At 57.6% G+C, this 13,562-nt stretch carries 16 protein-coding genes; 7 read left to right on the forward strand and 9 right to left on the reverse strand.

The annotated features are described in order from the left end of the window. Positions 1-6: 6 nt before the first annotated feature. On the reverse strand, positions 7-969 hold the full coding sequence (locus tag ACVWXF_RS05035) for a sigma-70 family RNA polymerase sigma factor (RefSeq protein ID WP_457473813.1): 963 nt from the start codon (positions 967-969) through the stop codon (positions 7-9). Between the two features lie 285 nt (positions 970-1,254). Between ACVWXF_RS05035 and ACVWXF_RS05040 the strand changes: the two genes are divergently transcribed. From ACVWXF_RS05040 to ACVWXF_RS05060, 5 genes are all read left to right on the forward strand, one after another. Next, positions 1,255-1,440, forward strand: coding sequence for a DUF2256 domain-containing protein (locus ACVWXF_RS05040; protein WP_041437321.1), 186 nt, complete (start codon positions 1,255-1,257; stop codon positions 1,438-1,440). A gap of 49 nt (positions 1,441-1,489) precedes the next feature. Next, a complete protein-coding gene (locus tag ACVWXF_RS05045; protein ID WP_457473814.1) occupies positions 1,490-1,966 on the forward strand; it encodes a phosphate-starvation-inducible PsiE family protein in 477 nt (158 codons plus the stop codon). A 221-nt stretch (positions 1,967-2,187) separates the two neighbouring features. Continuing rightward, positions 2,188-2,667 (forward strand): peptidylprolyl isomerase, encoded by a 480-nt coding sequence (locus ACVWXF_RS05050; RefSeq protein WP_457473831.1) that lies wholly within the window; start codon positions 2,188-2,190, stop codon positions 2,665-2,667. A 110-nt stretch (positions 2,668-2,777) separates the two neighbouring features. After that, the gene (gene gvpJ, locus ACVWXF_RS05055) at positions 2,778-4,052 is read left to right on the forward strand and encodes a gas vesicle protein GvpJ (RefSeq protein ID WP_457473815.1); all 1,275 of its coding nucleotides are present in this window, start codon (positions 2,778-2,780) and stop codon (positions 4,050-4,052) included. A gap of 123 nt (positions 4,053-4,175) precedes the next feature. Next, a complete protein-coding gene (locus tag ACVWXF_RS05060) occupies positions 4,176-5,759 on the forward strand; it encodes an NAD(P)H-quinone oxidoreductase subunit N (protein ID WP_457473832.1) in 1,584 nt (527 codons plus the stop codon). A gap of 292 nt (positions 5,760-6,051) precedes the next feature. On the opposite strand, the gene ACVWXF_RS05065 is transcribed toward ACVWXF_RS05060, so the two are convergent. From ACVWXF_RS05065 to ACVWXF_RS05100, 8 genes are all read right to left on the reverse strand, one after another. Continuing rightward, a complete protein-coding gene (locus ACVWXF_RS05065; RefSeq protein WP_414521979.1) occupies positions 6,052-6,642 on the reverse strand; it encodes an MvaI/BcnI family restriction endonuclease in 591 nt (196 codons plus the stop codon). Positions 6,643-6,712: 70 nt separating this feature from the next. After that, a complete protein-coding gene (locus ACVWXF_RS05070) occupies positions 6,713-7,549 on the reverse strand; it encodes a DNA-methyltransferase (protein ID WP_414521978.1) in 837 nt (278 codons plus the stop codon). A gap of 202 nt (positions 7,550-7,751) precedes the next feature. Then, positions 7,752-8,321, reverse strand: coding sequence for a photosystem I assembly protein Ycf4 (locus ACVWXF_RS05075; RefSeq protein ID WP_414357899.1), 570 nt, complete (start codon positions 8,319-8,321; stop codon positions 7,752-7,754). A 311-nt stretch (positions 8,322-8,632) separates the two neighbouring features. After that, positions 8,633-9,700 (reverse strand): S-layer homology domain-containing protein, encoded by a 1,068-nt coding sequence (locus ACVWXF_RS05080; protein ID WP_457473816.1) that lies wholly within the window; start codon positions 9,698-9,700, stop codon positions 8,633-8,635. A 42-nt stretch (positions 9,701-9,742) separates the two neighbouring features. Beyond that, the gene (locus tag ACVWXF_RS05085) at positions 9,743-10,057 is read right to left on the reverse strand and encodes a DUF3181 family protein (protein WP_011433076.1); all 315 of its coding nucleotides are present in this window, start codon (positions 10,055-10,057) and stop codon (positions 9,743-9,745) included. Positions 10,058-10,120: 63 nt separating this feature from the next. Next, positions 10,121-10,750: a hypothetical protein gene (locus tag ACVWXF_RS05090; protein WP_457473817.1), complete on the reverse strand. Its 630-nt coding sequence runs from the start codon at positions 10,748-10,750 to the stop codon at positions 10,121-10,123. A 35-nt stretch (positions 10,751-10,785) separates the two neighbouring features. Next, positions 10,786-11,394, reverse strand: a complete 609-nt coding sequence (locus ACVWXF_RS05095) for an anti-sigma factor family protein (RefSeq protein WP_457466012.1) — start codon at positions 11,392-11,394, stop codon at positions 10,786-10,788. 2 nt (positions 11,395-11,396) lie between these two features. Further along, positions 11,397-12,059 (reverse strand): sigma-70 family RNA polymerase sigma factor, encoded by a 663-nt coding sequence (locus ACVWXF_RS05100; protein WP_457473818.1) that lies wholly within the window; start codon positions 12,057-12,059, stop codon positions 11,397-11,399. A 273-nt stretch (positions 12,060-12,332) separates the two neighbouring features. On the opposite strand from ACVWXF_RS05100, the gene ACVWXF_RS05105 reads away from it, so the two are divergent. Next, the gene (locus tag ACVWXF_RS05105) at positions 12,333-13,040 is read left to right on the forward strand and encodes a Crp/Fnr family transcriptional regulator (protein WP_457473819.1); all 708 of its coding nucleotides are present in this window, start codon (positions 12,333-12,335) and stop codon (positions 13,038-13,040) included. Between the two features lie 19 nt (positions 13,041-13,059). After that, positions 13,060-13,554, forward strand: coding sequence for a DUF427 domain-containing protein (locus ACVWXF_RS05110; protein ID WP_011433071.1), 495 nt, complete (start codon positions 13,060-13,062; stop codon positions 13,552-13,554). Positions 13,555-13,562: the final 8 nt, after the last annotated feature.

Below are 13,562 nucleotides of genomic sequence, written 5' to 3' on the forward strand. Positions count from 1 at the left end.
TACTGCCTAAAACGAGGTCATCCAATCTGCCAAAATTTCCTGTCGGCGTGGATGGCGCAGTTTGCGCATGGCTCGTGCTTGAATTTGTCGGACGCGCTCTCGAGACAGGCCGAAGAGCTGACCAATTTCGGAGAGAGTGTGCAGGTGGCCATCTTTCAGCCCATAGCGGAGCTTGAGGATTTCTTGCTCTCGGGGGCTGAGCTGCTCCAGCATTTCTTCCAGTTGGGCAGACAGCAGGTGCAAGTCCATTTGCGATTCGGGAGTGGGGCCGTTGGCGGCCTCGATAAGCTGCATCAGCTCCGTATCTTCCTCTTTGCCGACCGGAGTATGCAGCGAAAGAGTTTGGCGACCGGCTTCCAAGAGGGTTAAGAGAGCGTCCAGCTTGTCGGGGGAAATCTCTAGAGCTTTGGCAATCTCTGCTTGGGTGGGGCGACGGTTTAGGGCTTCGGTCAGATCTCGCCGGATCCGCTTCACCTGGTTGAGCTTTTCTACCATGTGCACCGGGATCCGCACCAGGCGCCCCTGATTGGCAACGGCGCGGGTGATCCCTTGGCGAATCCACCAGTAGGCGTAGGTGGAAAACTTGTAGCCGCGTTCGCACTCAAATTTTTCTGCGGCCCGGATCAGGCCGATGGTGCCTTCTTGAATCAAATCCAGAAACGGCACACCGCGATTCAAATACTTTTTGGCAATCGAGACCACCAAGTGCAGGTTGGCCCTGACCAATTCCCGTTTCGCCCGTTCCCCGGCGGCTCCCCCCTCTGCAATCAGCCGTCCCAATTTCACTTCCTGCTCGGCATTGAGGAGTGGGTAGCGAGCCATTTCCCGCAAAAATACGCCCACTGAGTCTTCCGAAAGCGAGGCTTGGGTCGCTCGGTTGCCGGGTTTGCTGAGCCGTACCTCAACCCGCTTCAGTGGAGGAGGAGAGTTCTGAACAGCTACATTCGTCCCATTCGGTTGAGATTTCATACAAACTCAAGCTCAAGTTCACAAGCGGGTGTTAAGAACTTTACTCAGTACAGGATGGAGGCAGCTAACCTTTCAGCAAACCCAACTTCCTTCAGGGATCCCTGCAGACACAGGGCAGAGATCTCGCCGGATTTCAAGAGGCTACTCGGTTTCTCTTCTCAGAAGGTTCAGAATTTAGCTTTTGCTAAGGTGGGGCGCAGGCCAAGCACCCCCGTGATGGTAACGGTCAGCATCCAATAAGATTGTTAAGCTGACTACAGAGTTGACCTTGTTTTGCAGTGCACCATGCCACGCCAACGGAAGAAATCGGATTTGCCCAGCAAAATTTGTCTTACCTGTCAGCGACCCTTCACCTGGCGCAAAAAGTGGGCCGACTGTTGGTCGGAGGTGAAATACTGTTCTGAGCGGTGTCGCAATCATCGCCCCAAGGGATCCCTGCCTGCTTCCCGGCAAGACGGTTGGGACGGATAATGTTGTCTCAGGATCAGGACATAAGGGTTTGGATCTGTCGGGGTTGGTGATGCGGTTTCTCAAGTGGCTGTTGCACAATCCCCACGAGACAGAAGAGGAGGATCCCTTTTTGCGGGCCATCACCCGCCTGGAAAGCCTGATCTCGAAGCTACTGTCAATTTTGATGATCGGGCTAATTGTAGTAGCAGTGGTGGACTTGGCCCGGTTCTTGGTGGCAGATTTGTTGACCGAGCCAACTGGGTTTTTCTCCACCACTTTAATCGAGATCTTCGGCTTCTTTTTAAATATTCTGATTGCGCTGGAAATTCTGGAGAACATTACCGCCTACTTGCAAAAGCAGGTGGTGCAGGTGGAGCTGGTGATCGTCACCTCTTTGATTGCGGTGGCCCGCAAGATCATCATTTTCGATTTCGAGAAGCTGGGGGGGTTAGATCTCATCGGGTTGGGGGCAGCGACGTTGGCCCTCTCGGTAAGTTATTGGCTGGTGCGGCGGGCCAAGCCTCCATCCAAGTCCGGGGAAAATTAGGCTAGGACAGAATCCTGGTACGATGGGGATGGAGCTTTCCTGCAAGAATTGTGCGTGCGCGATCTAAGTTGGCCAGCCTGGTGAAGTTAGCTGTGCTGATGGTGGTGCTTTGGGTGGGGCTGAGTGCTCTCCCTGTCTTGGCCCGCCCGCATTCTTCTCGCGATTTGCTCCTGGCACAACAATTGGGCAAACCCGTGAAAACCTACAACAATCCCCCCCCGATGGTGATCGACCCGGCCAAGTCCTACACGGCCACGATGGAGACCACCGCCGGCACAATGGTTCTGGAGCTGTTTCCTCAGGAAGCTCCCCTGGCCGTCAACAATTTCGTCTTTCTGGCCAACGATCACTTTTACGATGGCGTCATCTTTCACCGCGTGATCCGCGGCTTCATGATCCAGGGCGGGGATCCCACGGGCACGGGGCGGGGTGGGCCGGGGTACCGCTTTCCCGATGAGCCGGTGCAACGTCCCTACAGCCGTGGCACTTTGGCCATGGCCAACGCCGGCCCCAACACCAATGGCAGCCAGTTCTTCATCATGCATGCCGACTACCCGCTGCCGCCCAACTACACGATCTTCGGGCAATTGATCGAGGGAGAGGATGTGTTGGATAAAATTGCAACTGCGCCCACCGGCCCTCAGGATCGCCCCCTGAAACCGGTGGAGATCAAGTCGGTTCGCATCTCGGAATCCAATTAGGTTGGGCCACTCCGGTGGAACAGTTTGGTTAAATTAACTTGGCCTCTGGCCCCATTTTTGCAACTTGCCCCCAGGGGGACTCAGGTATGGAGTTCGCTAGGCCCCGGCGAATGTCCCCCCGCATTCTGGTTCTGGATTTTGATGGTGTGCTCTGCGATGGGCGGGCGGAGTATTTTGCCTCTTCCTGCCGCGTTTGTGCTCAGGTGTGGGGCCTGGCTCCTGCTCAGCTAGAGCCGCTGCGTCCTGCTTTTGACCGTCTGCGCCCGCTGATCGAGACCGGCTGGGAGATGCCTCTGTTGTTGTGGGGGCTGCAGCAAGGGATCCGGGAGGAAGACTTGCGCCAAGACTGGCCCAGCTGGCGGCAGCGGTTGTTGCAGCAGGTGGGGGTCTCCGAGCTAGGTTTGGCCCAAGTGCTGGATGGCGTTCGGGATCGCTGGATTGCAGAGGATCTGCAGGGGTGGCTGGGGCTACACCGCTTTTATCCGGGGGTGGCGGCTTGGCTACGCCAGGTTCAGGCTGCAGGGGAGCCGCGCTTGGCCATCCTCAGCACCAAAGAGGGGCGGTTTATCCAGCAGCTCTTGGGCCGAGAAGGGATCCAACTGCCGCGCCACCGCATTCTGGGTAAGGAGGTGCGCGCCCCCAAGGCCACCACTTTACAGCGGCTACTGGCTGCCGCCCAACTGCCGGCTGAGGAGCTGTGGTTTGTGGAGGATCGCCTGCAGACGCTGCGCCAGGTGCAGACGGTGCCGGAGCTGGAGCAGGTTCTCTTGTTTTTGGCCGACTGGGGCTACAACCTGCCGGAGGAAAGGGAAGAGGCCGCTCGGGATCCCCGTCTCCATTTGCTCAGCCTGGAACAGCTTTGCCAGCCCTTTGACCGTTGGATTGCCTCTTCTCCCCCGCCGCGCTTTTCTATCAGTCCCGCCAGCTCGGAAGACTTGAGCCAGGCTCGGCCCACCCCTGGCCGGAAACGCCCGGAAGCCGGTTTGGCCTCTCTGGTGCTGACCTTGGTGGAGCTGTTGCGGCAGTTGATGGAGGCGCAGGTGGTGCGGCAAATGGAGGCCGAGCGCCTTTCTGCAGAGCAGATTGAGCGGGCCGGCAGCAGCCTACAAGCCTTGCGGGAGCAAATTCGACAAATCTGCAGCCTGTTGGAGATCGACCCAGCGGATTTGAACCTGGAGCTCGGAGATCTGGGCACCCTCCTGCCCCGCCAGGGGGACTACTACCCCGGACAACCCCACCGCGAGGGATCCGTGCTGGAACTGTTGGATCGGCTGATCCACACCGGCATCGTCATCGATGGGGAGATCGACCTGGGGCTGGCGGACTTGGATCTGATCCACGCCCGCCTGAAGCTGGTGCTCACCTCCAGCGCCAAGCTCTACTGAGCCCGTGGATTGAGAGTGCTGATGGAGACGATTGGGAGAAGAGATGCCGGAAGCGGAAAGAGAGACCGGAAATCGCGGTATGCTGGCTGTGGATCCCCTTCATCTGTCTTCATGTCTTCCCCTATGGATGTCTTTGCCCCAACCGGAAACCTGTATGCCGGTGCCATTTGGCCAGAAGTGGTGGTTACCCTCACCCTCTTGCTCGTCTTGGTGGTGGATTTGGTCGGTGGTTCGGCGGCGCGCAAAAGTCTTCCGGCCCTCTCCATCTTTGGCTTGATCGGGGCCTTGGTGACCTTGGTGTTGCAATGGCAGCAGCCCCAGTTGGAGAGCTTCTTGGGCAGCTTTGCGGCGGATCCCGTCAGCATTCTCTTCCGTGGCCTGGTGGTGGGGACGGCGATACTGACCGTGATGATGGCGGAGCGCTACATCTCTCAGTCCGGAGCGCCCACAGGCGAGTTTTATGTGTTGCTGCTCACGGCCACCTTGGGGGGCATGTTCCTCTCCGGGGCGACGGACTTGATCCTAGTGTTTGTATCTTTAGAAACGCTGGGCATCGCCAGCTACCTGATGGCCGGCTATACCAAGCGGGATCCCCGTTCTTCGGAGGCAGCCCTGAAATATCTCTTGATCGGGGCCAGCAGCACAGCCATTTTTCTCTACGGCATGTCGCTGCTCTACGGCCTTTCGGGTGGGCAAACGAAGCTGGAAGCCATCGCCTCCTCTATGGGGGATGCCGGCTTGGCAGGGATCATCGCTTTGGTGCTCTGCATTGGTGGTATCGGGTTTAAGTTGGCGGCAGTGCCCTTTCACCAGTGGACTCCTGACGTCTACGAGGGATCCCCAACTCCGGTGGTGGCCTTTTTGTCGGTGGGATCCAAAGCAGCAGGCTTTGCCTTGGCGGTGCGCTTTCTGGCCACCGTATTTCCGGCCATGACGGAAGAGTGGCGGGCGGTGCTCTCGGTGCTGGCCATTTTGACCATGGTGCTAGGGAATGTGGTGGCCATTGCCCAAACCCGCCTCAAACGGCTGCTGGCCTATTCTTCCATTGGACAGGCGGGCTTCGTTTTGATCGGCTTGGTGGCGGGCACCGAGGCAGGCTATGCCAGCTTGATCTTTTACTTGATGGTCTATTTGGCCATGAACCTGGGGGCCTTTTTGTGCATCACCCTGTTCAGCCTGAAGACCGGCACCGATGAAATTAGCGAGTACAGCGGCCTCTACCAAAAGGATCCCTTCCTCACCCTTTGCTTGAGCATTTGTCTGCTTTCGTTGGGTGGGTTGCCCCCTCTGGCAGGCTTCTTCGGCAAGTTGTACCTGTTCTGGGCCGGTTGGCAGGCAGGGGCCTATACCCTAGTGTTGGTGGGGTTGGTCACCAGCGTCATCTCCATCTACTACTACGTGCGGGTGGTGAAAACCATCGTGGTGAAAGAGCCGCAAGAGATGTCGGTTTCAGTGCAAAATTACCCTGGGACCAACTGGCAGGCGGAAGGCATGCAGGCTCTGCGGGTGGGCCTGGTGTTCACTTTGGTGGCCACCATCTTTGCCGGGATCCTCTCCAATCCCCTCTTTACCCTCTCCATCCAGGCGGTAGAGCAAAGCCCGTTCTTGGGGTTCCCAGCCGCACAAGCCTTCCTTCCAGAGTCGGCAAGACTTCAGGTGGCAGTCGAGGGATCCCTGGGTTCCTCTCCTCAAGCTGGCGAAGGCTAGTTTTTGGGGTTCTCCCCACCTCGTCTTCACAAAGTTGACAAAGTGTTGTGCAGCGTTCGAGACCACAGCTTTAGTGCTTGGCATCCCTCTAAAAAGTTGCCTCATCAGCCCTGGATCAAGCAGCTTGATCTCTCTGCACTTCGGCCTCAGGGAGTGTTCCATGCACAGTGCTGAGTATGGTGTTGGGAAACTCAGGTTACTTGTCGAGGTATAGGCGAGGAGCTGTCTTTGGATACACAGGCCGCAACTAGCATAAAATTATCCAGAAAGGTGGAGCGGGCAAGGTAATCGATCAGTCCTCTCTCAATCCCAAGATGTGCGCGACGAACTCTTTGCGAGCATAGAATGCCCGAGAGGTACTTCCATGACCTTGTCCCTTCGTTCTTGGCTGCACAAGTTTTCCCATCTTGCCACTAAGACTTGAAAATCCTTTGGTTCTTATTGTTTCTCGAACAAGGTTGTAGTCTGCTTTCACCTGATCGTAAATTTCGGGGTCATTAAGATCGAAGGAAGCTACTGAGTGAACAATAGAACGCTCATCTGCTTGGCTCTCGAATATACGTGCTACGACAACGATTCTCTGTAATTTGTTGAAGAGGTGACTTTCTTCAAACTCTCTACTTTCAACTTCCACAGGATCTATCATAGTGATTGCCATTGTTTCTTTTACCCGAAGTACCCTTGATCCTCGAACTACTCGAACTACTAATGGGACTAGCTTTAGTTCCCAGCTCCCAAAGTTGGGTGATCGAGATGAGTTGAGAGCCAAGCCTAAGTAACGCTCAATCGTATGACCAGCCCAGCCTTTGTTTTTCTTATTGTCTTTGCTCCAAACCGTGACGTTAAGTTGGTCTGCTAGCTGCCGTAGATCCTGACCTACCAACGTAGTGAGCCTGCTAACCGCCTCTGCCCTTTCCATAGACAGTCTTGCTTCAATGCAGGTGGCAACTTAGTCAAACAAGGTTGCTCAATCGTCTAATTGATAGTTCAACATAGCGTGCATCTGCTTCACAACCAATAAACCTCCGACCCAATAACAAAGCGGCAACTCCAGTCGTGGAGGAACCCGCAAACGGATCGAAAACCAAGTCGCCAGGGTTAGTACTAGCGCGAAGGCATCGGGAAACTAGAGCAACCGGCTTTTGAGTTGGGTGCTTTCCATAAACCTTCTCGGCTTTACCTGGAGGAGGAATTCGCCAGATATTTTTCATCTGTCTACCGCCATTTTCAGCCTTCATTTGCTCATAATTAAAAGTGTAACGCTCCTTTCCTTTACATGCCTTAGTCGCCCAAAGAATTAGTTCTGTTGAATGAGTAAAGCAGCGGCACCCTAAATTCGGAGGTGGAGATGGTTTTTCCCAAATAATGTCATTGATAATCCGAAACCCAAGCTGCTGCATAGCAAATCCAACAGATGGATAAACGTGCAAAGTACCTGTGACCCATATGGTACCTGTGGGCTTAAGTAAGCGATAGCAAGCAGCCAACCAAGCTTTATTAAACTCATGATCTAGCTCAACACCTTTGCTACGATCCCATTCGCCTTTATTCACCTTAACCATGCGCCCAGCAACACAGGTAATCCCGTCATTTGAAAGGTTATACGGGGGATCAGTCCAAATACAGTCCACACTCTCAGCAGGCAGCGAAGCCATGAGTTCCAAACTATCACCATGGTACAGGCAGGACAATCCATCACTGGACTTCCATACCAATTCTGGCTTGCTCGGCTTCGCTACCTCGTGGATACTTTGTTCAAGTTGTAGTTCAAGTTGTACCTGTGCTGTCATTGGGTTTGCTTTTTGACTAGTCGCAAGTCAAATCTACTGTAAGATAGAAGCAAAAGTATGCTGCTTCGCCGCATTAACTCTATTTGACTTCGCCGTTCCAGCCCCTTCTCAATGACCTTACCGTCGCACGATCACAGGACTTCCTCTCGCTTAGGTCGACTGGTAGGGTGTGGTTAGAGCAACGGGGATCTTGGAGAAGGGATCAAATACCCTCTAGGCTGACATTAAGAAAGCGGGCAATCTCGGCGGCTTGGTTTTCAATCTCGGCCAAAGAAGGCGGCTGCCCAACGCCGGTGAGGGGGATGTCGCCACGTCCTTTCACCCGCAAGTAGATGGCTCGGCGGGGGTTAAGCCCCTCTCTCAGCTCCACCCGTAAGCTTTGCACATCGGCAAAGTCATACTCCAGGCGGACTTCACGGTTTTTGCCCGGAAAGCCCTGACGCACCAGCGTTATCTTTTGCGTGCGCCGGTCGAACTCGTTGTAGCCGCCTCCCAAGTTCCAATACAAACTCAGCCACTGGTATAGCCCCGCCAGGGATCCGAGCACCCCGTAAAAGAGCATGGCAATGCCCTGGGGAATAAACACCAGGCTGGCGGGATCGGAAAAGGGGAGCAAATTGCGGTGGAGATAGCTGGAAAGGCCGGCCAAGGTAAAGCCCAGCCCTCCCCCCGTCAGCGCCACCGCCCAAAAGTACACGCTGGGCCGCCGCGACCCAATCACGGTGTAGCGCAGCAGATCGGCAGAACGGATTTCAGGAACAATGGCGGACACAGTTGAGATCCCTGCAGGTTTTCCAAGGCTGGCTTCCCCCATTCTATAGGCTATGGGCGGCAAGGGTTTTCCCCGGCAGAGGGGCGCTCAGGGGACTGGCAAGAGCTAGAGCCGCCTGGGGAATGGGGGCGGAAGTCCTCTGCGCTGTACAGCCCCTCTCCCGAAGGGAGTTAGGGATAGTTTTTATTGTTATGGCTCCTTTTGCTCCTTGTAAGAGCCGTAGCAGGGATCCCTGCTGGAGCTCTGAGGTGTTCCATCTGCTGATAAAACCTGGACAGTATACGCCGATGGGACCCTCGCTCACTTCAGGGTTAGGGCTTACCCGGCGTGACGATCCTACCCTCTCCTGGGGCGACTTCCGGGGGGTTGGGTCGGGTCTGCCCAGGGGGCTCATCAGCAGCATCCGAGGGAGAGGCAGGGGTGGGATCCGGCTCAGGAGAGGCCGTTTGTTGCGGTTCTGCGGCAGGGGGAGAAGGCTGAGGCTCAGGGGTTGGGTCTGGCAAGGCTGGCGGCTGGGGTATGGCGTCTTGGGCCGTTCGTTCCCCAAAAGCCGACAGGGCGATGGCGGCTTCCCCGCGGCTAACCGGCTCGAAGGGGTTGAAGGTGCGGATGGGGCCAAAGGTGCGCAGCACGGTGGAGGCATTCTCCAGACTGCGATCCGCTACTAGAGCAGGAACAACCTCAGGAGGAATTTGCGCCGCATCGGTGAACCCCCAGCGCTCCTCCAGCTCCGCTCGGGATCCCTTGATCTGGCCGGGAGGTAAGTCCAGGGGCACCTTCATGCGGATTAACTCCGCCCGGGACAGCAGGCTGTTGGGGCGAAACTCTCGATTGGCATCTCCGGCAATTATGCCGGCAGCTCCCAGGGCTTGAATGTAGCGAAAGTTGGGATCCTCTTCCGGCACATCCAAAAAGAGGGGGCGTTCCGAGGGGGATCCCAGGCGGATCTGCCGACTGGGCTCGTCGGCGTGGATGGCGTTGTTGGCCAGCACCAGCCAACGGGCAAATTCTCCGCGACGAACGCTGCGCTGCGGCTGAAATTCGCTGCTGGAGATATCGGCAAAAACTCCCAACCGATCTAGGTATCCCACCGAACGGGCCACCAGAGATCCGGGCTCCAAGTCTGTAAAGCGGCTGCTGTCCGGGCTGGGCAGGGGTGAGGAAGGGGTGGGAGCAGTGGGGATCGAGATAGAGGGTGGGATGGATCCCGGCAAAGGTTGAGGCGAGGGAGATGCCGGCAGCTCAGGTTGGGCTGTGGGCAGACCTACTGGGCGTACAGCGCGCTCCAGCCGTTCTCCCCACTCGGTTCCCTGACAGGCCGACAACAGCCAGAGCAGCGGAATAAGGCTGCCGAGCTTGAGCCAGGGGCCAGGCCGCATAGGTTTAGACTGGTGATGCACCGCTCTACTCTCTATTGGTCTCTATTGGGCCCATTTGCGGCTGAACTCCTCCAGCACGTCCAGCAGGTTAAGCAGGCTTTGCATCGGCAGGAGATCGGCCAGGGGCAATTCTTTGCGCCCACCCCCCACTTTCACCGGGATCCCTTGCAAGATCTCTGTGACGGCGTCCTCATCCACCTTGCCTGCCATCACCTGGGGTGCCAGTCGCTCCGCCAAAAGGGTATGCAGGTGGGCATCGCGCAGGTAAAGATGCCAGCGGGCCACATCGATGTAAACTTCTTTACCAATGGCAGCAGCTAATTGCTCAATGTCTGGGTTGCTGGGCACTTTGGCCATCGCTCAGCTCCGTTGGGGGTTGCGTCTGCCCTTGCTCAATCATAACCCGAACCCAAGGACTCCTCAGGGAGAGCTGGCAGCCGAGCGGTCGGGTAGAGGTAGGGCGAAGTTCTCTTGCAACTGCCGCAGCATCAACAGGTGTTCCAGAGCTAGGCGATCCCGTTCTGTCCGCAACTGGCTCAGTTGGGCCTGAATTTGGCGGATATCGGCCTCGTCGGAGTCCCAGGTTTGCAAAAGGCGGTAGAGGCGCTCTTGTTGGTTGGCAATTTGCCGGTTTAGGCGGGCTAGACGGCGGCTGAACTCCACATCCATTTCCTCTGCCAGCTCGGGATCCGGCAGCAGGGCCAAGCGATCCCAATGGATGCCCAGGTCGGCCAAGCTTGGCGGGGACGGATCCAACTCCTTGAGGAGGGGGAAATCCGGAAAGGGCGATAGCTCCGTCTTGGGAGGGGTCCATTGGTTTTGATCGGGGGCAGGGGTGAGACGGGATCCGGGTGAAGGCAGGTTTGTGGGCTGGGGGGCAGGCTCCTGTCCACTGGGAGAGGAGTGCAACTGCTTCGGACTCCGTCCCGCCGGCGCGGACGGCGTTGCCAGATGGCTACTGCTGGGATCTGCCTGGGCCGACAGGGATCCCAGACTGCATAGCCAAAGGCAGACTCCTAGCCCACAAGCCCAGCGAACTGCTTTTTCCACCCTGCGCTCCTCAGTCTTTCTCAAGCCTGCTCAGGTCATTCCCAGCCCACCAAGGACTCCGTCCCATTGATGCGAACGGCTCCGGTCCCGTTGGCGGAGCGAGATCCACGGTCGGGCATTGCCTCAAACAAAATCGAGTAGGCATCTTGTTTTTGCCCTGCCTCGAAAAGATAGCGTTGGGCAACACGAGCAGAGGCAGGCACGATGGCCACGCGCACCGGCGGATCTTCCAGCGATACCAAAGGCTGGGGATGAGACCAACGCCATCCCGCCCAGCCCGCCCCTGCCAAGGCCACTACAGCCGCTGCCACCCGTCCCCAAGGGGTGCCCTTACGTTGCCGCCAGCCCAGGTCGAGCATTGGCCGCCGATCCAGCTCAGCGAACACACGGCTAATCAACAGCTCCGTCTGGGTGGAGTTCAAGGTTGGGGCCTTGAGATTGGCCAAACCGGCCTGCAGAGCTGCCAGTTGGCTGTACAGTTGCCGCGCCTGAGGATCGCTGGCCAGCCAATCTTCCACCTGCCGCGCTTCCTGGGACGACAATTCCCCGTCCAGGTAGGCGCTCAACTGTTCAAAGCGCTCATCCACCACCGGCAGCTCTTGCTGGGGATCCCTGGGGTCGGGGTTGGGGTTGCCGCGAACCATGGTCATTCACCATTAAGGTAGGGTTTTAGGGTGGATTGTAGGCGGGCGCGGGCGCGGGCAATGCGAGACTTAACAGTGCCCAAAGACACCCCTGTGATCTCGGCAATTTCCTCATAAGCCATTCCCTGAATTTCCCGCAGCAGGATTGTCTGGCGAAAGGCCTGCGGCAAGTCGCGGACGGCTTGGTGCAATCGCTCGTAGAACTCGCAGGTGGCGAGGTGCTCATGGGGACTGGGGCTCTCGCTGGGCAGCTCCCATTCCATCTCGCTATCCCGCATCTGAATCGGCGCATCCAGAGAAAGGGGCTGCTGCTGTCGTTTGCGCTTGCGCAGCTCGTCGTAAAACAGGTTGGTGGCGATCCGCCCCAGCCAGCTGCGAAATTTTGCCGGCTCCTGTAGGCGTTTCAGGTGGTGGTAGGCCCGGATCCAAACTTCCTGGGCCAAGTCATGCCGGTCCTGCCAGTCCGGGGCAAGATGATAGAGCACCTTGTCCACATGGGCCTGATGGCGACGCATCAACTCGGCAAAAGCCTCCCGATGGGGCTGGGATCCCTGCTGACAGATCAGCACCAGATCCACATCAGCGAGCTTTTCGGGCCGCACAGGCACGTTCTTCACCAAGACGGACCAGCGCTGGCCACTGATGTCGCTGAGGGCAGCATCCATAGGCATCCATAAGTTCTAACAACAACAGCGGAGGGATCCCCTCCCAGACAGAACCTCTGTTGCCCAGACGAAATGGCAGAGTTTGGGTTCCCCCCACCCTCAACCGCAGGGTAGCTCTAGAGGCTCTGAGGGCCATACCGGCAAGACTCCACAGCAAGACCACCTCCTCACTAGATCTTGGCGCACATGGCGGGGTGGTGGATTGCAGGATAGCTCTTGAGTTGGTAACTGGGCTACAGTGGGCTTGCGGTATGGTGAAACGTCCGACCCGCCATGGCTTCCGATGCTCCTGTTGCCGTCCTCTCCGAGCTCAAGGCGGTACCCATGTTGGCCGAACTTTCGGCAACGTCCTTGCAATGGCTGGGATCCCAGGTCAAGCTGCGGGATATCCCGGCGGGACAGGCCCTCTTCATGCAAGATGCCTGGGGCAGCGTAGTTTATCTGATCCTCGCCGGCTGGGCTAAGGTGCGGCGGGCTTTGCGGGCGCAAGACAGCACCAAAACCCTTGCCTTGCTGGGGCCGGGCGCTTGGGTGGGGGAAATGGCGGTACTGGACGAAGCTCCCCGCTCGCGAGATGTGCTGGCCCTAACCCCGCTGCGGGTGGCCGGGATCCCGGCGGCAACCTTCAAAGCGCTGATGTTGCGGGAGCCGCAACTGTGTTACCAGCTGGCCTGCAGCCTCTCCCGTCGCCTGCGCCTGGCCAACTTGCAGGCGGATCTTGACCAGCAGAGCCCCCCGCTGCGAGTGGTGCATACGCTGGTGCAACTGGCGGAAGCTTTTGGCGAGAAGACCGCCCAGGGGATGCGCATTGTCTACCCTCCCCCCCAGGATTTGGCCGATATCAGCCAAGTTAGCCGGGAGACAGCCCTGGCGGTACTGAGCCGTCTGCAGCAGCAGGGGGTTATTCAGCCGCTGCCGGAGCAACAGTCTTTGCTGCTGATCCAGTACGCCAAACTGGTAGAGGCCACCCGTCTGCTTTAGATATTGAAGATATTGACCCATGTCTCCCCAACCGATTTCTCCCCATCCAGGACAAGAATCTGTCTGGGACTATCCGCGCCCACCTCGTCTGGAGCCCACCACAGAACTGGTGGAAGTTCTCTTCAATGGCGAGCTCATTGCCCAAAGCCGCCGTTGCTACCGCGTCCTGGAAACCAGCCACCCGCCCACCTACTACATTCCCCCCACCGACGTTCGACTGCAGTATCTCCGCCCCAGCTCTCGCACCTCTTTCTGTGAGTTCAAAGGGGCTGCCTGCTACTGGACAGTTCAGGTCGGATCCCAAACAGCCGTAGATGCCGCCTGGAGCTATCCGGATCCCAGCCCGGCGTTTTTGCCCATCCGCGACTACCTTGCCTTTTATCCAGGCCGTGTGCAGGAGTGCCGGGTAGGTGGAGAACGAGTCCGGCCTCAACCCGGAGATTTCTACGGCGGTTGGATCACCTCAAAGGTCGTAGGCCCTTTCAAAGGAGAGCCGGGTAGCTGGAACTGGTAGGGGCGGAG

Source organism: Thermostichus sp. MS-CIW-40 (genome assembly GCF_054058315.1).